General features: G+C 52.5%; 20 protein-coding genes and 2 pseudogenes. 5 read left to right on the forward strand and 17 right to left on the reverse strand.

What is annotated here, in order from left to right; genetic code table 11:
* Positions 1-2: 2 nt before the first annotated feature.
* The 6 genes from FSY45_RS04665 to argB all read right to left on the reverse strand — a co-directional run bounded on the left by FSY45_RS04665 (position 3) and on the right by argB (position 6,988).
* A complete protein-coding gene (locus FSY45_RS04665) occupies positions 3-1,799 on the reverse strand; it encodes an acyl-CoA dehydrogenase C-terminal domain-containing protein (RefSeq protein ID WP_148747928.1) in 1,797 nt (598 codons plus the stop codon).
* 77 nt (positions 1,800-1,876) lie between these two features.
* Positions 1,877-2,671, reverse strand: a complete 795-nt coding sequence (locus FSY45_RS04670) for a TetR/AcrR family transcriptional regulator (RefSeq protein WP_255443194.1) — start codon at positions 2,669-2,671, stop codon at positions 1,877-1,879.
* A gap of 187 nt (positions 2,672-2,858) precedes the next feature.
* A complete protein-coding gene (gene slmA / locus FSY45_RS04675) occupies positions 2,859-3,554 on the reverse strand; it encodes a nucleoid occlusion factor SlmA (protein WP_057093604.1) in 696 nt (231 codons plus the stop codon).
* Positions 3,555-3,729: 175 nt separating this feature from the next.
* Entirely contained in the window at positions 3,730-5,082 is a 1,353-nt protein-coding gene (locus FSY45_RS04680) for a sensor histidine kinase (protein ID WP_148747929.1), read from the reverse strand.
* 129 nt (positions 5,083-5,211) lie between these two features.
* Entirely contained in the window at positions 5,212-5,931 is a 720-nt protein-coding gene (locus FSY45_RS04685) for a response regulator transcription factor (protein WP_003051054.1), read from the reverse strand.
* 157 nt (positions 5,932-6,088) lie between these two features.
* On the reverse strand, positions 6,089-6,988 hold the full coding sequence (gene argB, locus FSY45_RS04690) for an acetylglutamate kinase (protein ID WP_043006795.1): 900 nt from the start codon (positions 6,986-6,988) through the stop codon (positions 6,089-6,091).
* A gap of 150 nt (positions 6,989-7,138) precedes the next feature.
* On the opposite strand from argB, the gene FSY45_RS04695 reads away from it, so the two are divergent.
* Together FSY45_RS04695 and FSY45_RS04700 are read left to right on the forward strand one after the other, a co-directional pair.
* Positions 7,139-8,248: a glycosyltransferase gene (locus tag FSY45_RS04695; protein ID WP_051962253.1), complete on the forward strand. Its 1,110-nt coding sequence runs from the start codon at positions 7,139-7,141 to the stop codon at positions 8,246-8,248.
* 81 nt (positions 8,249-8,329) lie between these two features.
* A pseudogene (locus FSY45_RS04700) lies at positions 8,330-9,099 on the forward strand (IS5 family transposase).
* Positions 9,100-9,130: 31 nt separating this feature from the next.
* Here the strand turns inward: FSY45_RS04700 and FSY45_RS04705 are convergent.
* Complete coding sequence (locus FSY45_RS04705) at positions 9,131-9,700, reverse strand: integrase core domain-containing protein (RefSeq protein WP_255443195.1); 570 nt, start codon at positions 9,698-9,700, stop codon at positions 9,131-9,133.
* A 138-nt stretch (positions 9,701-9,838) separates the two neighbouring features.
* On the opposite strand from FSY45_RS04705, the gene FSY45_RS04710 reads away from it, so the two are divergent.
* The 3 genes and pseudogenes from FSY45_RS04710 to FSY45_RS04725 all read left to right on the forward strand — a co-directional run.
* A complete protein-coding gene (locus FSY45_RS04710; protein ID WP_148747930.1) occupies positions 9,839-10,153 on the forward strand; it encodes a DUF1153 domain-containing protein in 315 nt (104 codons plus the stop codon).
* Entirely contained in the window at positions 10,150-10,971 is an 822-nt protein-coding gene (locus FSY45_RS04715) for an IS3 family transposase (RefSeq protein WP_003060102.1), read from the forward strand. The genes FSY45_RS04710 and FSY45_RS04715 overlap by 4 nt, the downstream gene beginning before the upstream one ends.
* Positions 10,972-11,358: 387 nt before the next feature.
* Positions 11,359-11,484, forward strand: a pseudogene (locus FSY45_RS04725) (IS5/IS1182 family transposase); the annotation flags it as partial.
* 169 nt (positions 11,485-11,653) lie between these two features.
* Here FSY45_RS04725 and FSY45_RS04730 read toward each other — a convergent pair.
* The 10 genes from FSY45_RS04730 to glyS all read right to left on the reverse strand — a co-directional run bounded on the left by FSY45_RS04730 (position 11,654) and on the right by glyS (position 22,205).
* Positions 11,654-12,454: a glycosyltransferase family 2 protein gene (locus FSY45_RS04730; protein WP_043375258.1), complete on the reverse strand. Its 801-nt coding sequence runs from the start codon at positions 12,452-12,454 to the stop codon at positions 11,654-11,656.
* Between the two features lie 12 nt (positions 12,455-12,466).
* The gene (locus FSY45_RS04735) at positions 12,467-13,375 is read right to left on the reverse strand and encodes an NAD-dependent epimerase/dehydratase family protein (protein WP_144244970.1); all 909 of its coding nucleotides are present in this window, start codon (positions 13,373-13,375) and stop codon (positions 12,467-12,469) included.
* Positions 13,372-14,463 carry a glycosyltransferase gene (locus FSY45_RS04740; protein ID WP_144244971.1) on the reverse strand — a complete coding sequence of 364 codons (1,092 nt, stop codon included), beginning with the start codon at positions 14,461-14,463 and terminating at the stop codon, positions 13,372-13,374. The genes FSY45_RS04735 and FSY45_RS04740 overlap by 4 nt, the downstream gene beginning before the upstream one ends.
* Positions 14,460-15,749, reverse strand: a complete 1,290-nt coding sequence (locus FSY45_RS04745; RefSeq protein ID WP_144244972.1) for a hypothetical protein — start codon at positions 15,747-15,749, stop codon at positions 14,460-14,462. The genes FSY45_RS04740 and FSY45_RS04745 overlap by 4 nt, the downstream gene beginning before the upstream one ends.
* Complete coding sequence (locus FSY45_RS04750; protein ID WP_051962254.1) at positions 15,742-16,674, reverse strand: glycosyltransferase; 933 nt, start codon at positions 16,672-16,674, stop codon at positions 15,742-15,744. Before FSY45_RS04750 ends, FSY45_RS04745 begins: the two co-directional genes overlap by 8 nt.
* Complete coding sequence (locus tag FSY45_RS04755; protein ID WP_043375265.1) at positions 16,671-17,930, reverse strand: O-antigen translocase; 1,260 nt, start codon at positions 17,928-17,930, stop codon at positions 16,671-16,673. The genes FSY45_RS04750 and FSY45_RS04755 overlap by 4 nt, the downstream gene beginning before the upstream one ends.
* On the reverse strand, positions 17,927-19,033 hold the full coding sequence (locus FSY45_RS04760) for a DegT/DnrJ/EryC1/StrS aminotransferase family protein (protein ID WP_043375267.1): 1,107 nt from the start codon (positions 19,031-19,033) through the stop codon (positions 17,927-17,929). Before FSY45_RS04760 ends, FSY45_RS04755 begins: the two co-directional genes overlap by 4 nt.
* Positions 19,030-19,494 carry an acyltransferase gene (locus FSY45_RS04765; RefSeq protein ID WP_080731601.1) on the reverse strand — a complete coding sequence of 155 codons (465 nt, stop codon included), beginning with the start codon at positions 19,492-19,494 and terminating at the stop codon, positions 19,030-19,032. The genes FSY45_RS04760 and FSY45_RS04765 overlap by 4 nt, the downstream gene beginning before the upstream one ends.
* A complete protein-coding gene (locus FSY45_RS04770) occupies positions 19,491-19,892 on the reverse strand; it encodes an FdtA/QdtA family cupin domain-containing protein (RefSeq protein ID WP_043375270.1) in 402 nt (133 codons plus the stop codon). The genes FSY45_RS04765 and FSY45_RS04770 overlap by 4 nt, the downstream gene beginning before the upstream one ends.
* A gap of 198 nt (positions 19,893-20,090) precedes the next feature.
* Positions 20,091-22,205, reverse strand: coding sequence for a glycine--tRNA ligase subunit beta (gene glyS / locus FSY45_RS04775; protein ID WP_043375271.1), 2,115 nt, complete (start codon positions 22,203-22,205; stop codon positions 20,091-20,093).
* Positions 22,206-22,226: the final 21 nt, after the last annotated feature.

The following is a 22,226-nucleotide window of genomic DNA, read 5'->3' on the forward strand; positions in this document are numbered from 1 at the left end:
CATCAGGCCAGGGCCGCGTCGCTGTCCATCAGCGACTGGCTGCCGGCGCGCGCGGTGCGCATCAGCGTCGCCGTCTCGGGGAACAGCTTGGCGAAGTAAAAGCGCGCGGTCTGCAGCTTGCCCTGGTAGAAGGGATCGGCATTGCCCGCCGCGATCTCGCGCAGCGCCACCTGGGCCATGCGGGCAAACAGGTAGCCGAAGACCAGATGGCCCGCCACACGCAGATAGTCCACGGCCGCAGCGCCGACTTCGTCGGGGTTCTGCATGCCCTTGAAGCCGATCTCGGTGGTGAACTTGGTCATCTGCTCGCCCAGCACGGCAATGGGCGTGATGAACTCGCTCATCTTCTCGTTGACGCCCTCTTCCTCCACCAGTTGAGCGATCAGTTTGCCGAACTTCTTGAGCGTCGCGCCCTGGTTGCCCAGGATCTTGCGGCCCAGCAGATCCAGCGCCTGGATGCCGTTCGTGCCTTCATAGATCATGTTGATGCGCGCATCGCGCACAAACTGCTCCATGCCCCATTCCTTGATGAAGCCGTGGCCGCCGAAGACCTGCTGGCTCAGCGTCGTCGCCGTCCAGCCGTTGTCGGTGATGAAGGCCTTGACGATGGGCGTCAGCAGGGCCACCAGCTCGCCGCTGTCCTTGCGCACCTTCTCGTCCGGGTGGTGCAGCTCCTTGTCCAGCAGCAGGCCGCAGAAGGTGGACAGCGCGCGGCCGCCTTCGGCATAGGCCTTGGCCGTGAGCAGCATGCGGCGCACATCGGGGTGGACGATGATGGGGTCGGCCGGCTTGTCCTTGGCCTTCACGCCCGACAGGCTGCGCATCTGCAGGCGGTCCTTGGCATAGGCCAGCGCATTCTGGTAGGCCACTTCGGTCAGCCCCAGCGACTGGTTGCCCACGCCCAGGCGGGCCGCGTTCATCATCACGAACATGGCTTGCAGACCCTTGTTGGGCTCGCCCACCAGGGTGCCGATGGCGCCGTCGATATTGATCTGGGCTGTGGCATTGCCGTGAATGCCCATCTTGTGCTCCAGCGCACCGCAGAAAATCGGGTTGCGCTCGCCCAGCGAACCATCGGCCTTCACCTTGAACTTGGGCACGACGAACAAGCTGATGCCCTTGGAGCCGACAGGCGCATCGGGCAGACGCGCCAGCACCAGGTGCACGATGTTGCTGGTGAAGTCATGCTCGCCGGCCGAGATGAAGATCTTGTTGCCGGTGACACGATAGCTGCCGTCCGCCAGCGGCTCGGCCTTGGTGCGCAGCAGGCCCAGGTCGGTGCCGCAATGGGGCTCGGTCAGGCACATGGTGCCGGTCCACTCGCCGCTGGTCAGCTTGCCCAGATAGGTCTTCTTCTGCTCCGGCGTGCCGTAGGCATGCAGAGCCTCGTAGGCGCCATGCGAGAGACCGGGATACATGGTCCAGGCCTGATTGGCGCTATTGAGCATTTCATACAGCGCCGAATTGAGCACGAAGGGCAGGCCCTGGCCGCCATACTCCGGATCGCAGGACAGTGCCGGCCAGCCACCCTCGATGAATTGCGCATACGCCTGTTTGAAGCCCTTGGGCGTGGTGACCTCGTGGGTCTCCTTGTTCAGCGTGCAGCCCTCTTCGTCGCCGGAGATATTCAAGGGAAAGGTGACATTGGCCGCAAATTTGCCCGCCTCTTCGACCACCGCGTTGATGGTGTCGGCATCGACCTCCGCGTACTTGGGAATCTGCTGATAGGTCTCGGTGACCTTGAAGACCTCGTGCATGAGGAATTGCATGTCACGCAGTGGCGGGTTGTAGCTGGGCATTTGTCGTCTCCTGTGATGGTTGCGCGTTGAACGGTTTGTTTTTTTGGGGTTGGAACTGACGCAGGTTGTGAATGGCGTCAGGCGGCTGGCGGCTCGCTGGCATAGCGCGCCAGAATGTTGTTGAAGCCTGCATGAGCCCGCTCTATCGAGCCCTCGCTATGCAGAAAGCGCGCCTCGTAATGCAGGGCAAGAATCAGGCCGTGAATTTCAAACAGCAACTGGCTGGCATCGGCATCGGCACGCAGATCGCCGCATTCCTGGCTTTGCACAATGGTGCGGCGCATGGCGGCCAGCCAGGTGCCGACGGACTCGGCCAGCGCATCGCGCACCGGGCCCGTGCGATCGTCGAACTCCACTGCTCCGCTGATATAGATGCAGCCGGAGTCGATCTCTATGGAGGTGCGCTTCATCCAGTTGCCAAACAGCGCGCGCAGACGCGGAATGCCGCGCGGCGCCTCGATGGCGGGGTAGAAGACTTCCTGCTCGAAACGGTCGTGGTACTCGTGCACCACGGAAATCTGCAATTCCTCACGCGAGCCGAAATGGGCAAACACACCTGATTTGCTCATGCCCGTGAGTTCGGCAATCGCGCCAATGGACAGGCCTTCAAGGCCGATATGGGTGGCCAGATTGAGCGCAGCCTCGACAATCGTGGCCTTGGTTTGCTGACCTTTTGCGAGCGATCGGCCCGCAGACTTGGTGGCAACCCCCTCCACCGCCTTACTGGGGCTAACCGCAGCTTGCGCCTCGGCGTGCAGCTTGCGAGACTTTGCGCTGGTCTTCCTGCTCGCAGCCCCCTCGCGGCCAGCCGGGTGCGCCACATCCCGACCTGCGGGCGAAGTTGAAGAACGGGAAGCGTGGGACGAAGCCATGAAACTCTCAATAAAACGAACGTTCGTTCTATTTTGCACAATTTCCGGCCGGTTTTGAATCCATCAAGGGTAAATACTTAGCCTTTCCCTGTCAGGACTTTTGCCGACTCAGCTGCCTCGATGCGCAATAAAAAACGCCGCCAGTCCTGAGACTGCGGCGTTCCTGAAAGAGTGCCTGAGGAGCGACTCAGACCACGACCATCATGGCCAGGCTGGCATCCAGGTGCTCGGTGGGCAGGCGGCGGAAGCCCGAGCGGGCATAGCGCTGCAGACGTCCCAGCGCAAACGAGGTCAGCACACTGGCAGCAACCGATGCTTCGGCCGTCGGTGCAGCAGAGCCCATGGCGCCGGCGGCAGGGCGCAGGCATTGGCGCAAGGTGGACTCGATGCGGTCAAAGAACTGGTTCATGCGGGTCTGCAGACGCTCGTGCTCGAAAACGATGGCATCGCCGACCATCACGCGCACCATGCCGGGGTTTTTTTCGCCAAACTGCAGCAGCAATGCCACCACGCGGTTGGCATTGCGCACGCTCGTGACCGGATCATGCGCGGCCTCGGGCACATCGCGGCCCACAATCTGCTGCACCAGCGTGAAGACGGACTGCTCGATGAACTCGATCAGTCCCTCGAACATCTGGGCCTTGCTGGCGAAGTGGCGGTACAGGGCAGCCTCGCTCACGCTCAGATGGGCAGCCAGAGCTGCCGTGGTGATACGGTCGGCACCGGGCTTTTCCAGCATGGAGGCCAATGCCTGCAGGATTTGCTCGCGGCGTTCGCCGGGCTTGGGGCGCTTGCGCGCAGGAGCCATGGCAGGAGCGGAAGGACTGTCCTCCGCGGGATTTTCAATATTGGAAACAGGCGACAGGACTTCAGACTCAGACATAGGCGACTCAGTATTTATTAGCAATTTTCTCACAGCCAGTTGCACTGTTAAGCACACGACTATCCTTACCGGCAGGCGTCAGGTGCGTCAAACCAACCTTAATAAACAGCAGGCTTGCGGTCTCCACCCCAACTTTCACCCCCGCTCTCACCAACACGCAAGCGTAACCGAGAAATTAACCTTTGAGAGCTTCAGATACCGCATGAATGCCTTCTGAAACTGATTGAACCGGAATTTCAAGTCTTACTAATAAGCCTTTACCGAAACTTCCATCTGCAAAACTCAGTACACCTTGATGCAATTGCGTTATTTCGTCCGCAATTGCGAGGCCCAAACCGGTTCCCTCTTCGACCACGCCCTGAGCGCGATAAAAGCGCTGGGTAATCTGGCTACGCTCTTCCTCGGGCACGCCGGGTCCGTCATCGTCTACCTCGACAAAAGCCCATTGCTGCACGCCCGCCATCTGCAGCAGGGTGGCGTCGTCCGTGCCCACGGGCCGCGAGCGCAGACCGCAGCGCAAGGTGACGCTGCCGCCTCGGGGCGTGTATTTGATGGCGTTCTCCACCAGGTTGGAAACCAGTTCGCGCAACAACCAGCTATGGCCCCAGACCGATGCCGGCTCGACCTCCAGACCGAAGTCCAGCTCCTTGATCGACGCGCGATCGATAAAGGTCTCGAGCATGCTCTCGCACAGTTCCTTGAGATCCACCTCCTGCAGCGGCTGCACCTCGGCATTGCGCGCATCGGCACGCGACAGGGCCAGCAACTGACGCGCCAGCTGCGAGGTGCGCCGCGTTGCATCACGCAATTGCTCGATCTGCTCCACCGTGAGCACGACCTGTGCCGGCTCCCCGGTCCGCTTGGCCAGGCGTCTGGCCTCCTGCCCGCTCAGGGCCCAGGCTTCCACCTGGGTCTGCAGGGCCGCCAGCGGCGTGCGCAGCTGATGAGCCGCATCGGCGACGAAACGACGCTGGCCCTCGGCCTGCGCATTGACCAGCGAGAACAGACGATTGAGCGAGCGCACCAGGGGCCGCACCTCGGCCGGCGAAGTCTGCTCGTCAATCGGGCTCAGATCGCGCGGCGAGCGGCGCTCCACCGCCTGGGTCAGCTTGTGCAGCGGCTTGAAGGCCCGGCTCACCGACCAGTAAATGGCCACGGCCGCGCCGGCGATCAGCAGCAGATTGGGCAGCAGCACATGCATCAGCAGCTGGCGCACCCATTGCTGGCGCACATCGCTGCTGTCAGCCAGCATGACGACCATTTCGCCGGCGCCATAGGTTTCGGCCTTGAGCACGGCAACGCGATAGGTCACCCCGTCATGCTCCTGGCTATGGAATTCCGCCGTGCCGGTCGCCGGCACATCGAAGCTGATCCAGGCATCCCCGGCCACCACATTGCCTTGCAGATCGCCCACGGCATAGCCGGCTTCGTCGCCCTGATTGCGCAAAAAATCTTCGACACTGGGCGTCAGCGACACCAGCGGCACCAAAAGCAGAACCAGCAGCCGAAAACGCAGATTGGCGGTCATTAATGCTTATTTAATGAAACTTTGAGTATTCCATTTTCATAGCTGCAAGCGCTTCATTAATAACCAGTTCAGCTATATAAATAACCAAATCCCATATCAATCGGGCGCAAGCAGCTATCAAATAGAGAATCAAACGGATTCGGGCATCAGCTCCAGCCGATAACCGAAGCCGCGAATGGAACGCAGGGCCACGCCATGCGGCTCCAGTTTGCTGCGCAGGCGGGACACATAAACTTCCACGGCATTCGGCGTGATTTCACGGTCCCAGCCGGTCAGGGCCTGCAGCAGCTTTTCCTTGCTGGCGGGCTTGGGAGCATTGAGCAGCAGATACTCCAGCACCGTCCATTCACGCGGCCCCAGATCGATGGGCAGCAGGCGACCTTCGGTTTCGCCTTCCTGAGGCAGCTGGCGTGCGCCGGCGCGACGGCCCGCCGTATCCAGTTCGATGCAGCCGAAGTTCAGCACCGCCGAAGTCGCCGCCTGGGAGCGGCGCATCAGCGCACGCAGGCGCGCCAGCAACTCGGGCAGCTCGAAAGGCTTGACCATATAGTCGTCGGCGCCCCAGTCCAGGCCCTGCACCCGATCCTGCAACGCATCGCGCGCCGTGAGGATCAGCACCGGCATGGCCTTGCTCTCCACATCGCTGCTGCGCAGGCGCCGCGTCAGCTCCAGGCCATTGATGCCCGGCAGGCCGATATCGATCACCGCCACGTCAAACGCTTCCTGGGCCAGCACCTCCAGTGCGCGCTCGGCACTGCCCACCCAATCCACTGCATAACCGGCATCGGAAAGACCCAGCTTGATACCGCTGGCCACCATCACATCATCTTCCACCAGAAGCAAACGCATAAAGTCCTACCTCGCTCAAAAACAAAAGCCGCCCAAAGGCGGCTTGCGGCAGAGTCCCGGGCACGGCTCCGCCCGGGAAAGCCCTGCAGCGATGTTAACGCCTTCTGCGAAAAGTCAGCCGGCAAGCACAAGCACATGTCAGGGCCAGACAGGCTCGTCAATGGCTGCGAATCATCGTGCCATACGCCTGGTCGGTCAGGATTTCCAGCAGCATGGAGTGCGGCACGCGTCCATCGATGATGTGCACCGCATTCACGCCGGCCTTGGCAGCGTCCAGGGCGCCGGCAATCTTGGGCAGCATTCCGCCGGAAATCGTGCCGTCGGCAAACAGACCATCGATCTCGCGCGCTGTCAGATCCGTCAGCAGATTGCCCGCCTTGTCCAGCACACCCGGAGTGTTGGTTAAAAGCACCAGCTTTTCAGCTTGCAACACTGTTGCGAGTTTGCTTGCAACCACGTCAGCGTTGATGTTGTAACTTTCGTTCTCTTCACCAAAACCGATAGGGCTGATCACCGGAATGAAAGCATCGTCCTGCAGCGCCTTCACCACGCTGGGGTCAATCGCAACGATATCGCCCACCTGACCCACATCGTGCTCGATGCTTGGATCCTTGTTGTCCAGCATCTTGAGCTTCTTGGCACGAATCAAGCCGCCATCACGCCCCGTCAGGCCCACGGCCTTGCCACCCGCCTGATGGATCAGACCCACGATGTCCTGCTGAACCTCGCCGGCCAGCACCCACTCCACCACTTCCATGGTTTCTTCATCCGTGACACGCATGCCCTGAATGAATTCACCCTTCTTGCCAAGACGGCCCAGCGCCGCCTCGATCTGAGGTCCACCACCATGAACCACCACAGGGTTAATCCCCACCAGCTTGAGCAACACCACATCTTCCGCAAAGTCGGCCTGCAAGGCAGGATCGGTCATCGCGTTCCCGCCATACTTGATGACCATGGTCTTGCCATGGAACTTGCGGATGTAGGGCAGCGCCTGCGCCAGGATTTCAGCTTTGTCGCGGGGTGCGATCTGGGTGGTGGTGTCAATGGTGGTCATAGATCAAGGCTCTGTCCCGTGGGACAATGTTCAAGTCAGATGGGCTGCATTGTGCCGCAAATGCTCTTGGAGACGAGCAAGATGCCAACTTCCCCGAGTCAGCTACCCTCTCGATATAAAACTTAAAACGATTCCACATCCACTCACTCCATGAATTCGATTATTTTCTCTGTTCAAGAGTTATTCAGGTATGACGCGTTTCTTGCAGGTTTGGCTTCGTTTATTACTTGCGTGTTGCTGGTTACCACCAAGAAATGGCATGGCAGTCTGTCAATGGACACCACAGACGGCTTGCAAAAATTCCATACCAACCCTACACCTCGAATTGGCGGTATCGCAATTGCCATTGGAGTATTCGTAGGCTATGCAGCCTCCAGTCATGGAGAAGCGGCCGCCGAAAAACGCGCCATTCTCGGCTCCATCCTGCTTGCAGGCATACCGGCCTTTGTTTTCGGCCTCATGGAAGACGTCACAAAGAAAGTCTCGGTCAAGGTGCGACTGCTCGCCACCATGGCCTCCGGTGTGCTGGGATGGGGTATTACAGGCACCTCTCTGACACACGTCGATATCTGGGGTATGGACTGGCTTTTGGGCTTCACCCTAATTTCCGTTATATTCACGGCCTTTGCTGTAGGTGGAGTGGCCAATGCCATCAATATCATCGACGGCTTCAATGGTCTGACGGCAGGCACGGCCATCATCATGCTCGCGGCTTTTGGCTTTATTGCACGCCAGGTCGGTGATATTCCATTGGCCTTCACCTGCCTCATCATTGCAGGCGCAGTCGCGGGATTCTTCGCGGTTAACTGGCCTGCAGGTAAGATTTTTCTGGGCGATGGCGGGGCCTACTTTCTGGGTTTCATGCTGGCATGGATTTCGGTTTTACTACCCGAGCGCAATGCCTCAGTTTCACCGTGGACCAGTCTGTTGATCTGCTCCTACCCCATTATTGAAGTTGGTTTCAGCTTTGTGAGAAAAACGATTCGAGAAGGCTACCACCCAAGCCAGCCCGATGGCGTACATCTGCACATGCTGGCTAATAAGCGCTGGGCCAAGAAAGTGTTTTCCGGATTTTCCAAACCAATACAGAATGGCTTGACATCGCCTTTCCTTTGGATGTATGCGGCTGTGCCTTGTCTTATGGCAGTATTCACCTACCAGAACAAATGGCTGACAGGCGGCTGCTTTGTCATCAGCGTAGTGTGCTACCTAACGTTTTATAGCAAGCTGGCATATTTTCGTTGGATTCCTCCAAGATAGAACGGTATTTGGGGTCGATCTGACGTATGTGAATCGGCGTTGTTGCATAAATCACCGGTCAGCCTCAGGTAGCCTCGGACAATGAGTCAGTCCCTGCAGCCCAAGCCCCGCTACCGCACCACCAACTAGAAGCAATACAACGCAGCGCTCAAAGCGCGAGGCTCTCTGACCATCTGGCTGGATAAGAACATGTCCTGGTTTGCCGCTGCCAGTGGCAAACGCGGGCGCGGCCCGCATTTCTCCGATTCCGCCATCCAGTTTTGCCTGACCACCGAGAACCTGTTCGGACTGGCCTTGCGGCAGACCACAGGTTTTGTTCAGTCTCTGCCGGCGTTGTCTGGGCTGCCGTGACCAAGTCCCCGACTCCAGCACGCTGTGTCGCCGCCAGCGCAGCCTGGATGTCCAAGTGGCATACCGCACCAGCTCGGATGGCCTACATCTGCTGGTTGGCTCCATGGGCATCGGGTTCCAAAGGTGAGTAGAGATGCAAAAAGCATGGGGCGTAGCGCCGGCGCCAATGGAGCAAGATGCATAGCGGCATTGATGCACAAACGCTGCAGGTACGAGCTATTTGTGTCACATCCAACAATGTCAGTGACGCTGCCGTAATGCCTGAGCTGCTCGCACAGGTTCCCGCCCAAGAACCGCTGCTGACCGTAACCGGCGATGGGGCCTACGACACCCAGCCCGTGCATGCGGTGGTCATGTAGCGCAATGCCACCCCCCTCACTCCTCCGAGAAAGAATGCCAGGCTGCGCAAAGACGATGCCTTTGCGCACCGCAATGCGGCGATTGCCGCATGCAGACGCTTCGGGCGCAAGCTTTGGAAAAACTGGAGTGGTTACCACTGACGCCGCCTGGTGGAGACCAAGATCCACTGCATTAGATGTTCAGTCCCACAGTGAGATGGTGCGGATGAAGTCTAAAGTGGCTTGGATCTTTTTCCCATGCCTCGCAAATCGCCCGGAATGGTGTCTTCCACCTGAGCGCCTTCAAGTGCTTGCCAAAGTTGTAGCTTTGAGCGAAGGCCTGGACATGCTCCCGTCGCTGCTCCAGTCCCTCGTTCGCGTACGCGTACGCCATGAGCGTGGATTCCTTGATGGCCGGGTTCATGCGTTCGACCATGCCGTTCGTCCAGGGGGGTACCGCTTGGTATGCCTTTCCTCGACGCCATTGAACTTGCAGATGCGCTCGAAGATGTGACACGATGCATGTGTCGATGACGCCGCCTCTGAAGCGTTCTTGCCCTGTGAAGGCCATGCCGTTGTCCGTCAGAACGGTATGTATGCGGTACGGGAAGGCCACAAGCACCTGCCGAAGGAACTGCGCTGCGTTGGCTTTCGTGGCCCTGTCAAAGAACGCGACATGCGTGAATTTTGTGATGCGGTCTATGGCGACGAGCATGCGCTGTCTGCCGCAGGAGATCTTCATTTCGGCGCTGTCGATGTGCACGAAGCCCAGCGTCGTTTCTTCAAACTTTCCGTGCCTTCGTGGCAACTGCGTTGCGGGCTGTCGACTGATTCCGTGACGCTGCAGGTGTATTGACCCAGTGAAAACCGGCTCAGGTGTTACCGTCGAGAGAAAGACACCATGAGCACATTGATGGAAGAAGAGATCAAACGCTGGACCGCAAAGCGCAAGACGGCACTGATCCTGGAGATCATCCAGGGCAAGACCAGCGTGTCGGAGGCCAGTCGAACCTATGACCTGCCGCCGTCGGAGATTGAGGGCTGGGTGGAAGATGGCTGCAAGGGCATGGAGAATGCGCTGAAGGCCAACCCGCAGGATGTGCGCGAGCAGTACGAGCGCCAACTGAAGGAGTTGCAGGAGGCCTACGGCGAGGCGATGCTGGAGTTGCGCGCAAGAAAAAAATTGCAGTCCCTGCTGGGCGAGGACGAGAAGTGATCGAGACGATCCGCCAGGGACTGCAGGCCGACGGCATCACCGTCTCGATCAGCAAGCTGTGCCGGTGGTTCGAGGTGCCGCGGCGCAGCGTGTACTACCGGCCGGTGAAGGCTGCCCCCACGCTGCAGGGGCACTTCGTGGCCCCGATCAAGGCCATGATCGAGGAGAACCCGTCCTTCGGGTACCGAACCGTGGCGCACCTGCTGGGGTTCAACAAGAACACGGTGCAGCGCATCTTCCAGCTCAAGGGCTGGCAGGTGCGCAAGCGCCCGGTGGGCTTCAGGCCCCGGATCCAGTCGCTGCCCTCGGTGGCCAAGGCGCCCAACGAGCGCTGGGCCACGGATATGTGCCGGGTCTGGGCCGGGCGTGATGGCTGGACGACGATGGCCTTGGTGATCGACTGCCACAGCCGCGAACTGCTGGGCTGGCACCTGTCGCGCAGTGGGAAATCGAAGACGGCGGAGTCAGCACTGGAGCAGGCCCTGATCGCGCGCTTCGGCACGCTGGGCCGAGTATCTGAGCCGTTCCTGCTGCGTTCAGACAATGGCCTGGTCTTCACCAGCCGCAGCTTCACCTCGCTGGTCAGAAGCTATGGGCTGCGCCAGGAGTTCATCACGCCACACAGCCCCGAGCAGAACGGCTTGGTCGAGAGGGTGATCCGTACGCTCAAGGAGCAATGCGTGCATCGGCATCGCTTCGAATCGCTGCAGCATGCCAGTCGCCTGATCGGGGACTGGATCCACTTCTACAACCACCGACGCCCGCATCAGGCGTTGAACATGAGAACACCCGCTGAGGCATTCGCATTAGCGGCCTGACCTGTGCAGGTTCTGCTGGGTCAATACACAGGCATCGATGCAAGGCGGCTGTCTCCAGGATCTGCCCCATGAGATCGTCCAGCGACAGATGCCCTTGCTTGCGCAATGCAATCGCCAGGTGTTCTTGCTCCTGGGAAAGATGCTGGCTTGCTGTGTCCCGAGGACCCATGGGCTCATCGAGCACCGAGGTGCGCGCACGCCACTTGGCCACGGTCTTGGGGTTGAGGCCATAGAGCTTGGCCAAGGACCGATGGGATCCGGTCGCTCGCTGGAGTTCTGCGCGGATACGCGGCGTTGTGCGGGCGCTGCCATGCCGGCGGGTTGCCATAGTGCTTTCTCCTGTTCCAGGCTGAAGAATGCACCATGACTTCCTGGGACCGTACATCTAAGCGCCTGGGCGAGCGGATCAGGTCTAGAACCTTCGAGCACCAGGCCAACGAACTGCACATCGGAGCCGCCATTCTCAATCGCTTCACTGAACTGGGCTGTCCGCAAACGGTGGCTGTGGCATAGCCATGTTTGGGGGTTGGGGGAGGTCTGACCTGAGGCTGATTTATGCAACAGCGCCAGTCTTTATAGAAAGAGTCATTGAAACAAGAAAGAAGCAGGTGAAGAAAAATCTCTTAAAAAACAAGAATGGCTTCAAAAATAACTTAATTAATCCACAACCCGACAATGAATGTCAATCCAGAAAACCCATCAATTTTGCCAACTTTGGGAACCTTGTTCTAAAAACTCCTTTTACAGCATAGTGAGAGAAATAATAAGCAGACTTCAATAACCCTAGTTTCTCAATTTTTCGATACAAATTCCAATTCTCAGCAGCCATCTTCATCTTCTTTGAAGAACTTTGCAAAGAGTAAACTCTATATTTCGCCAAAACTTCTTGAGATCCAAACGCATAATCGATCTTTTTGAGTATTGACAGCCAGGTAGCGAAATCTTCTCTACGCGTGTTGAGCGGCATATAAACTTTCCCGAGCTTATCTACATCATACATAGCCGTCAGGCATCCTATAACGCAAGTTTTCAAAAGCTGAGAATATTCAACTTTAGCTGGGACAGAAACCACTCCAAACACATCTCCATGCTCATTTATTTTCTCGTATGCGCAAAAAATCAATGAGGCTTTCATCTCCCGCATAAATTCTATTTGTCGCTCTATCTTTTGAGGATACCAGATATCGTCACTATCGAGAAAAGCTATAAAACGCCCCTTGGCCAATCTAATTCCACTATTTCTTGCCTCCGCAACTCCACAGTTATTTTGCATCCGAACATATTTAACTCTATCATCAAATCGAATATATTCTTCAACAATTGACTGAGTTCCGTCTGATGAACAGTCATCCACCACAATTAGCTCAATCTCTTTGTAGGTTTGGGACAAGACTGAGTCTATAGCCTCATTGATATAACTTTCAGAATTAAATGCAGGTGTAATAACCGATACCAACGGTCTAGAAATATTATCAAAGGACATTTTGATATTTCATCAAATTTTCATACGCAAAAGGAAATGATAGTATTCCTTAATACCTCTATCGATTGGAATAAATTCCGGCTCAGAAAAAATAGACGTATATCGTCCTATATTCAATATATTTTTTCTTACAAGATTAGTAGCTTCTTTATGAACAATATTTGGCTTAAAGCTATCATTCAGAGCAACACAGATGTCGACGATCTGATTGGTGCTACACCCTCGTCCTGACCCAATGTTATAGATATGATGAGGCAATTCTTCTGCCAAAAATAAATTCAAAAACATCAGGCATAAGTCATCAATATAAATATAGTCTCTAACCTCATCCCCACTTCCCCAAATTTCTATTTTTTTTCCGGAAATTATATTTCCGAGAATTATAGAAATAAGCCCTTGGTTTCCGTATATATTCTGATAAGGCCCGTATGGATTTGATGGCCTTAAAATTAAGGTCTTCTTATTATTCTTAGCCGACAAGTCCAGTATGAATTCTTCCAGAATAACCTTAGACGTTCCATATGCGCATATTGGAATCAATGCATCTTCCTCACTGTGAGCAAGACTACCTTGACCATAAACCCTGCCACCTGATGAGAAAAAAACCAATCTATTCACATATTGATATATTATCTCAATAGATTTTTTATTTATCTCCAGCAAATCATCAATATTCACACCACCTGCATTAACAGGTATATTATTGACCAAGTAGACAAATTCAAGAACTGAATGTTCCTTGAGAGCATCCCTCAAAGTATCCAAATCCCCGAGAGATCCATTTACATATACCAACCGCTCATGCTCAAGTTCTGGATCACTTCGATCAAATATAACAACTTTGAAGTTTAAATTCAAAAGCGTTTTCGCTATATTCTTTCCAATAAATCCAGCACCACCAAATAACATGACCGTTTTCAAGATGAACCTCCTTGAATAATATTCTGATAGGTATCTTCTGACTCTCCAATCAGAGTTTTCCAATCATGTTTATTGAGGACATAGGCTCTCGCATTCTCCCCTTTCTTCAAAATTTGAGCATGCGATTCTTTTATTATCTTTTCAAACCCATCTGCAATCTTTTCAGCCTTAAAATCCACCAACCAGCCAACATCAAAATTAGCTACTATCTCTGAAATATTAGTTCCAGGAGTTACCAAGCATGGAAGTCTCTGGTGCATGGCTTCCAATAGTGCCATGGGAAAACCTTCATATCTTGACGTTAGGACGAAAACATCACTTTCCTTAAAGGCTGCGATTTTTTCTTCACCATAGCAAGGACCGTAGAATCTCAAGGAAGGGCTCCCTATCCCTTTCAAGGATTGCTCTAGTCTCCGCTCATCTTCCAAGCTTCCTTTTCCATAGAATCTAAATTCATACTGATCTGAAAAGCCCCTTGCATGCAGAATCTTCAGTGCCTCAAGCAATACGTCAATGCCCTTATGGTTAAAATCAATTCTTGAAAGATAGATAAATCTCTTCTTCTTTTCATACTGATTAACATCACGCACTGGATCTTCGTAAGGGAAATCTATTCCATTAGCTTCTATAAATTTCTTAACTCCATAAAACTTCGAGTTAACTTCTTCATCCTTATTTGTATAAATTATTCCATTAGAGTGATTTATAAATCTATCAAAAAATAAAAAATTAGCTACAGTCTTCTTCAGCCACGATTTTTCTTGGGCAATTCGCATAAAGCTCGAATGCGGCTTTATGCAATAGGGAATTTTATTCTTTTTAAGCAAAGAAGCTATTGCCAAGAAGTCCCAAAAGTACACACCGTGAAAAATAACCAAATCAAATGATCGATAAAAGTCAGGTTTCAGATTTACATCATCAAAGAAATAATACTTGAAATCAAAATCTATATTCTGCTTTTTCAATAACAAAAGGCTTGAATCAATTTTTTCAGAATACTTATTCTGCATCTGAATCATTTCAGGAATAAGTCTACCAATACCATTTCCCAGTTCAATATCATTGCCAACAATATTTAAAATATTCACTGCTGTCTCCTCAATCTATTTTTAAATACTCTTGCAAATGAAATAAGAGCTACGGAAAAAACACCCAGAACACAAAATGCCACTATAGACTTAAAATACAAGAAAAAAGAAAAATCATTATTCAGCTGCAGCGTCATTATCAACACAAAATAAATCGACAAAGATAATCCACCAATAAATTTAGAAAAAACATTCCGAAGAAATGCGAATGCCATGACATTTCCTGCAACGATCAATGGCATTATAAAAATGGCGGATAATCCAAAAATACTCCACGCATGCGCTAGAACATAGGTATTTGAATTAACCCATGCCTCTCCAGCATCAGGGAAAAATATACCAATAACTTCAGCTGCGGGATCCATCACGGAACGATCGCCAAACAAGAATGCCATTGGCATCCCGTAAAGTAGTCTAGAAAAGTCCGGAACCAGAGATTCATAGATCATATATGAACCCTCCATTTGGCCAATAAATAGCCTCGAGGCGATTGCATTTAATATTTCATCAAGTGGCAAATCGCCTAACAAATAGAAAGAAAGGAATAACGAAATTATTATCAATACAGAAGCAAGGAAAATTCTCCACGTATTCATACCGTAGAAATATATTCTTAGAAGCATCAGCATCAATACCAGGAAGCCAAATTTATATTTTTGAAGATCGTATAGAGAATAAAATGCAATCAGCACCAAATATGCCAGAAACAACCATCGCTCCACCTTTTTCTGGCTTCTGGCCAAAAATAGATACACCAGAGCGACATATGGAAAATAAACAAATAAATAACCAATTACGAATCCACCTGCCCCGACATCTCCTCGAAGGATTCTCGCCTTTTGCAGAGCTGCCAACTCCCCATCGCCTCTTAATGCCGTCAATAAGGGAATATCACCTACAGAGGCAACCTTTATGAAAATAACCAAAAGCGCAAGAAGAAAAACCACATAAGCAATCTGCTTATTTGCTAGTGCTTTTGAGAAGTCAACATCCAGATCAACGAATAGAGTTACCACCCATAAAGAAAAAAATAGTATAGCCAGAGATCCTAGCGTATACCACAAGGTAAAAATCCTCGTACTCGCAGAAATAGAATCATGAACTCCGTAACTCATTGGATACTCAAACAAAGAAACCAGAATTATTCCTGGAATAATTTGTACAAGTACAGTGATGATTATGGTAAAACCCAGCACAGATGGCCGAGTTGATAAAATTCGAACACGCCGATTGAGAAGAAGCAGTGAAAATAGAAATACAACAGAAGTCAGAAAGAATTCAAACATATTCTTTTCTCAAAAATCTTGATAGATATGTATAAATTCTATGGGGTCTAAAAATAAACAATACACCCCTGAAAATTTTATATGGCGTTTCTCTTTTATTTCTAAAAAATTTTATTCCAATGAACTTCTCTTTATACAGAATGAAATCATCCCATTTTTTAAGAAAATCACGCGTCGAAAGATCAGGCCAAATACAAGTTCTCTGAAACGAATATAGTGATGAAATATAAGAAATACTGCCAATTCGATCTGATTGCTGGGATAAGCTATCGCCAGCTCTATAGTAAACAGTAGGCTCTTTATATGCGTAAAGTTTTTCGCCATTTTTCGTCAACTTATACCAAAGTGGATAGTCTTCGAGCATGGGAAAGCGTTCATCCGCATATCCGACATCTCTCAAAGACTCTCTCTTAATAAAAGATGTAGGTGCATAAATATGACAGCCATCTTTCAGAATTTCATTCTGATTCTTCGCGTTTCTCGCAAAGAAGTCCGCATCGAATGGCAACTCAACACTGTTCTCAATTGATCCAGAGAACTTGAGCATCCCGGAAAACACAATTTTTGCGTCAGGATTAGCTTTGATAAAAGCTATATTCCTTGATAAACAATCCTCCTTCAGCAAATCATCGGCAGCAATTACCTTAAACCAATCACCAGTTGCTTTCTTTGCCGCTCTATTAAAATTTGCTGATACACCATGATTCATTGAGCTCTCAATAACAATGAATTCAGAGAATAAATCCTTGTGCGCTTTAGCCCATTTCAGAACAATATCCAATGTCCCATCGGTCGAGTGATCATCGGAAATAATGAGCTCAACCTTCTCAAGCGGAAAATTCTGCGCAGCAATGCTATTGAGTGTCTCTTCAATTGTCTTTTCAGAATTAAATGCGATGACAGCAACGGTTATTGATGGGATCATTGCGCAGCATCTTTCCTTAATTCAGCAAACACCAATTTATACATGACCAGCAGGTAAACCCCGTAATTTGCCGCATGAGCCATTGCAGCACCTTTTAATCCAAAATACTCCACAAAAAGATAGACAAGAACATAGAAAAAAATAGAAAACATAATTTCTGTACATATATAGATTCTCACCATTGCTTTACTCAGCATCAAGTAGGAAATTATCCATGAACAGATCTTCAAAGCATCGCCGAACATTTGCCACGCGAAAAGCTCACTCATTGGCAAAAAATTCTTCGTGAACAAGAAAAGAATTATAAATTCTCTTAGAAGATAAATAACAAATCCTGAAATTGCAGCCAGCGGGACAATCAGCTTAAACCCATAAAGAATTTCATTTCTTATTCGGGAGGTCGATGACAGCTCAGAAAGTTTTGGAAGATAATAAACACTCAACGTAGTCGTTACTAGCAACAAGTACGCGCCACTCAATCGCCACATTGCCTCCCAGAATCCAGCAGCATCGGCGCCTAAAGACTTTCCCAAATAATCTCTTATAAATATATGACTAAGTGGAACGCATACGGCAGAGACCAAGGCCATTGCGGTGAACTTCGACAAATTTATAGCGATTCCCTTGTCGACCCGCCCCAATACATAGCTAATGTGAAACCATTTTCTTTTACATATAATGAAAAAAGTCACAAAAAAAGAAAATGACTGGTACACAGCCAACGATACCAATGCACCATAAATGCCAAACCTATTTACCAGAATCCCAGTAATAACCAGTGAAAAGATGCTTCCGGAAATATTAGCCACGACATAATGAAAAATTTCCTTTTTTCCATTAATAATAGCCATGAACAGAGAGTTGAAAACAAAAAAAACCAATGTCAAAGAAAAATAGATAAAAACACTGTAGAAACTCTTGTCTTTTAAAAACCACTCAGCCAAGAATTTACTGAAAGATATTATCAATATGGAGCTAACCAGGGTGCCTACAATAGATATTGTTCCGGCAGTTCTCCAGAGCGAAATCTGCTTATCTTGATCTTGAAAATATTCCGCTGTGTATTTCGTAACTCCGGTATTAACTGCCCCGCTGGCAAATGTGGTAATCATCTGCACCGCATTTTGGAATTGTCCTAATGCCGCATAGCCTGAAGGGCCAACGTAAACAGCAAGTATTTTATTGATGCCCAACATTGTGAGCATCTTTATTACCACCGCAATGGCATTGAGCAAACTTGTTTTGATCAGTGTCATGTGGGGGTAAAGTCATTTACCGCAGCAACCACTCGCAGTGCCTCCAACTGGCTGAGCGTTGGCCCCATAGGCAAGCTGATTACTTCTTGGTGCAAGCCTTCCGTCAACGGATAGCTTCGTGCATTCCACTCTTGATAAGCCTGCTGCTGATGTGGCGGGATCGGATAGTGAACCAGCGTTTGAATGCCTTGTTCCGCCAGATATTTTTGTAGAGCATCGCGTTGGCTCGTGCGGACGACGAACAAATGCCATACATGCTGCTCGTCGCTTGTAAGCTGCGGCAATTGGACAGCAGGATTACGGATATTTTCAAGATAAACACGCGCAATCATTCGCCGATTTTGCGTTTCCAGCTCCAAATGCTGCAGCTTGATACGCAGCATGGCTGCCTGGATTTCGTCCAAGCGGCTGTTTACCCCCTTGAACAGGTTCTTGTACTTCTCATGGCTTCCATAGTTGCGCAGGGCTCGCAGTGTTTGCGCAAGATCGGCATCATGAGTGGTGATGGCACCAGCATCACCCAGGGCACCCAGGTTTTTTCCGGGATAAAAGCTAAAGCCTGCGGCATCACCCCAGCTACCGGCCTTTTTTCCTCCAATGGCTGCCCCATGAGCCTGAGCTGCATCCTCCAAAACCAATAGACCATACTCGTGTGCCAGAGTCATGATGGCGGGCATATCAGCCAACTGGCCATACAGATGCACGGGCAAGATTACACGGGTCTTGTTTGTAATTGCAGCCCTCGCATTGACAGGGCAGAGGTTGAAGCTGGCAGCGTTGGGCTCTACCAGAACCGGGGTCAAGCCATTGGCACTGATGGCGAGAATACTGGCGATATAGGTATTGGCAGGCACAATAACTTCGTCACCGGGCTGCAAGCGCCCCATTTCCAACCAGGCACGCAAGGTGAGGATTAGTGCATCCAGGCCATTGGCCACCCCAATGCAATGCCCGCTGCCACAATACGCGGAGAACTCCTGTTCAAACTGGCTGAGTTCTTTGCCACCAATGTACCAGCCGGAGTCAATGACACGGGTACAGGCAGCAATCAACTCAGCACGGTATTGTGCATTAATAGCTTGAAGGTCAAGAAAGGGGGTCATTTCAGATAACGAATAATTTTTGCAGGATTACCAGCCACAACAGTATTGGCTGGAACATCTTTGGTGACGACAGCACCAGCACCAACCATGGAATTTTCACCAATCGTAATACCAGGAAGGATTGTTGCATTGGCACCAATGCTGCATCCTCTTTTCAGAGTGATCCCCGAAAATCTTTCTGGATACTGTTTTGAACGTGGCATTGGATCATTGGTTAGCGTCGCGTTTGGACCTAGAAACACATTGTCCTCAATGCGGGTCCCATCCCAAATATAAACACCAGATTTAACTGTCACATTGTTGCCAATGATCACATCAGACTCAACCAGAGTATGAGCGCAGATATTACAGCCCTCACCCAGTTGTGCATTTTCAAAAATGACAGAATATTGCCATATACGAGTGTTTTTACCAATCGCTGTGGATTTTACATCTGACAGAGGATGAATCGAGACGGTCATTTTCTGGCAAACCTTATGAAATCTTCATAATTCCGAATGTAATCCGCCTCGTCATAATGCTCGCTCGCCAAAACCAGCAATACGCAGTCAGGGCTAAAGTCGTGCATCTCTCGCCAAATCATATTGCCGATCAGCAGACCTGTGGTGGGCGAATCCAGCCACACTTCTTCGCGCTCTTTGCCATCGTCCAACACCATGCGACAGCGGCCTGTCACGCAAACAGCCACTTGTTGCAGCTTTTTGTGAGCGTGAAAGCCACGAGAAACACCCGACTTGGTACCAAACAGGTAATACACACGCTGGATGGCAAAAGGGACGGTTTTTTTGCCCTCTAACGCAACCAAAGAGCCCCGATCGTCGCCCAGCGGGGGGAAATGAGTCCAGTGAATGAGTGACATGCAGTGGGCCTAGTTAAAAAACGATGATTCAAAGCCATGCCTGATTCGCACTAGACAGACATACTTTTTTCTAGCGTCATGACAGTGACAAATAGGCTTTGCGAAAAGAGTTGCCGTTCACTGATGCACAGAGGACCCACTTTCTGCCTGCAAAATCAGAAAGATTGCCCACTGCGCAAGAGCTGTTCTGTATCTTGCTTACATTGCCAATCGCGAAAGATCCGCAACCCGGTTCACCGTCTCATGTAAGGCGGCCAGCAAACCCAGTCGATTGGCCTTGAGGGCTGGATCTTCCGCATTGACCATGACTTGTTCGAAGAACGCATCGACCGAAGCACGCAATGCTGCCAGGGTTTGCAGGCTGGCGGTGTAATCACCTGCTGCAAACTGTTGCTGAGCTTTCGGTGCCACCTGCTGCAGCACCGCATACAGGTCTTTTTCGGCCTGTTCCAGCAGCAGCGCGTCGTTCACCTGGGGCTGAACGTCAGCTTCGGCCTTCTTCAGAATGTTACCCACGCGCTTGTTGGCCGCCGCCAGGGCTGGAGCTTCTGGCAGGGTCGCAAAGGCACGCACGGCTTCCAGGCGCTTTTGCACGTCGGACAGGCGCTGGGGCTGCAGGGCCAGCACGGCTTCCACTTCCTGGGCGCTATAGCCTTGTTCGCGGAACATATTGGCGAGGCGGTCGTAGATGAATTCGACCAGTTGGGGCGTAGCGTCCTGGATCTTGTCGCCGAAAGCGGGCAGGGTGCTGACCAGCAGGGTTTCCAGATCCAGCTCCAGATCCTTTTCGACCAGCATGCGGATCACGCCCAGCGCATGACGGCGCAGGGCGAAAGGATCGCGGTCGCCGGTGGGCAGGTTGCCGATGCCGAACATGCCGACCAGGGTTTCGAGCTTGTCGGCCAGGGCCACGATCACGCCAACATCGCCGCGCGGCAGTTCGTCGCCGGCAAAGCGGGGCTTGTAGTGGTCTTCGATGGCGTCGGCCACGGCCACATCCAGGCCGTCGTTCTGGGCGTAGTAGCGGCCCATGATGCCTTGCAGCTCGGGGAACTCGCCCACCATGTCGGTGACCAGATCGGTCTTGGCCAGCATGGCTGCCTGATCGGCCAGACGGCTCAGCTCGGAGTTACCCAGTTGCTGGGCAATGCTCTTGGCGATAGCGCGTACGCGGGCGATGCGTTCGCCCTGCGTGCCCAGCTTGTTGTGGTAGACCACCTTGTCCAGTTGCTCGACGCGGCTGGCCAGGGTCTTTTTGCGGTCCTGGTCGAAGAAGAACTTGGCGTCGGCCAGACGCGGGCGCACCACACGCTCGTTGCCGCCGACCACGGCCGAAGCGTCCTGGGGCTGGATGTTGCTGACGATCAGGAACTGGTGAGTCAGCTTGCCGTTGGCGTCCAGCAGCGGGAAGTACTTCTGATTGGCCTTCATGGTCAGGATCAGGCATTCCTGGGGCACGGCCAGGAATTCCTTCTCGAATTCGCAGACCAGCACGTTGGGGCGCTCGACCAGGGCCGTCACCTCGTCCAGCAGGGCCGGGTCGTCGATGGGGATCACGCCGCCGCCAATGCGCTCGGCAGCTGCCTGCAGTTGGCGGGCAATATCGGCACGACGCTCGGTGAAGCTGGCGATCACGGCACCCTCTTCGCGCAGTTGCTCGGCATAGCTGTCGGCGTTCTGGATGACCACGGGGTCCACAGCGGCTTCAAAGCGGTGACCATGGGTGGCGGCACCGGCCGTCAGGCCCAGGGCCTTCACGCCGATCAGCACCTGGGTGCCATGCAGCACGACCAGACCGTGGGCCGGACGCACAAAGTGCACGCTGGTCCAGCCGTCCTGCAACTGGTAGCGCATGACCTTGGGGATGGGCAGCTTGGCCAGCGCTTCGTCCAGAGCCTTTTGCACGCCATCGGTCAGCAGCACGCCCTTGGCCGTGGATTCGTAGAACAGGGCTTCGGCCTTGCCTTCGCCCTGGCGCTTCAGAGCGGCCACAGCGGATTCGTCGGCACCCAGGGCCGCCAGCTTTTTCAGCAGTGCAGCCGTGGGCTTGCCCTCGGCATCCAGCGCCACGGAGACTGGCATCAGCTTTTGCGAGACCGCCTTGTCTTCGGCCTGGGGCAGCACTTCGGTGATGTGCACGGCCAGGCGGCGGGGAGAGGCGTAGGCCGTCAGGCGCGACTCGGTCGATGCCAGCAGTCCCTGGGCCTTGAGCTGCTCGAAGATGACGGCAGCAAAAGCGTCACCCAGCTTTTGCAGCGCCTTGGGAGGCAGCTCTTCGACAAACAGTTCAACCAGTAGATTCGATGCGTTCATGATGATTCTGATAGCAGTCAG

The sequence above is a fragment of the Comamonas sp. Z1 genome, assembly GCF_008121555.1.
Taxonomy (GTDB): Bacteria; Pseudomonadota; Gammaproteobacteria; order Burkholderiales; family Burkholderiaceae_C; genus Comamonas; species Comamonas thiooxydans.

Excerpts from the sequence above, each read along its gene's own strand:
- FSY45_RS04665 (WP_148747928.1), bottom strand. The coding sequence starts at position 1,799 with ATGCCCAGCTACAACCCGCCACTGCGTGACATGCAATTCCTCATGCAC.
- FSY45_RS04670 (WP_255443194.1), bottom strand. The coding sequence starts at position 2,671 with ATGGCTTCGTCCCACGCTTCCCGTTCTTCAACTTCGCCCGCAGGTCGG.
- slmA (WP_057093604.1), bottom strand. The coding sequence starts at position 3,554 with ATGTCTGAGTCTGAAGTCCTGTCGCCTGTTTCCAATATTGAAAATCCC.
- FSY45_RS04680 (WP_148747929.1), bottom strand. The coding sequence starts at position 5,082 with ATGACCGCCAATCTGCGTTTTCGGCTGCTGGTTCTGCTTTTGGTGCCG.
- FSY45_RS04685 (WP_003051054.1), bottom strand. The coding sequence starts at position 5,931 with ATGCGTTTGCTTCTGGTGGAAGATGATGTGATGGTGGCCAGCGGTATC.
- argB (WP_043006795.1), bottom strand. The coding sequence starts at position 6,988 with ATGACCACCATTGACACCACCACCCAGATCGCACCCCGCGACAAAGCT.
- FSY45_RS04695 (WP_051962253.1), top strand. The coding sequence starts at position 7,139 with ATGAATTCGATTATTTTCTCTGTTCAAGAGTTATTCAGGTATGACGCG.
- FSY45_RS04710 (WP_148747930.1), top strand. The coding sequence starts at position 9,839 with ATGAGCACATTGATGGAAGAAGAGATCAAACGCTGGACCGCAAAGCGC.
- FSY45_RS04730 (WP_043375258.1), bottom strand. The coding sequence starts at position 12,454 with ATGTCCTTTGATAATATTTCTAGACCGTTGGTATCGGTTATTACACCT.
- FSY45_RS04745 (WP_144244972.1), bottom strand. The coding sequence starts at position 15,749 with ATGTTTGAATTCTTTCTGACTTCTGTTGTATTTCTATTTTCACTGCTT.
- FSY45_RS04750 (WP_051962254.1), bottom strand. The coding sequence starts at position 16,674 with ATGATCCCATCAATAACCGTTGCTGTCATCGCATTTAATTCTGAAAAG.
- FSY45_RS04755 (WP_043375265.1), bottom strand. The coding sequence starts at position 17,930 with ATGACACTGATCAAAACAAGTTTGCTCAATGCCATTGCGGTGGTAATA.
- FSY45_RS04760 (WP_043375267.1), bottom strand. The coding sequence starts at position 19,033 with ATGACCCCCTTTCTTGACCTTCAAGCTATTAATGCACAATACCGTGCT.
- FSY45_RS04765 (WP_080731601.1), bottom strand. The coding sequence starts at position 19,494 with ATGACCGTCTCGATTCATCCTCTGTCAGATGTAAAATCCACAGCGATT.
- FSY45_RS04770 (WP_043375270.1), bottom strand. The coding sequence starts at position 19,892 with ATGTCACTCATTCACTGGACTCATTTCCCCCCGCTGGGCGACGATCGG.
- glyS (WP_043375271.1), bottom strand. The coding sequence starts at position 22,205 with ATGAACGCATCGAATCTACTGGTTGAACTGTTTGTCGAAGAGCTGCCT.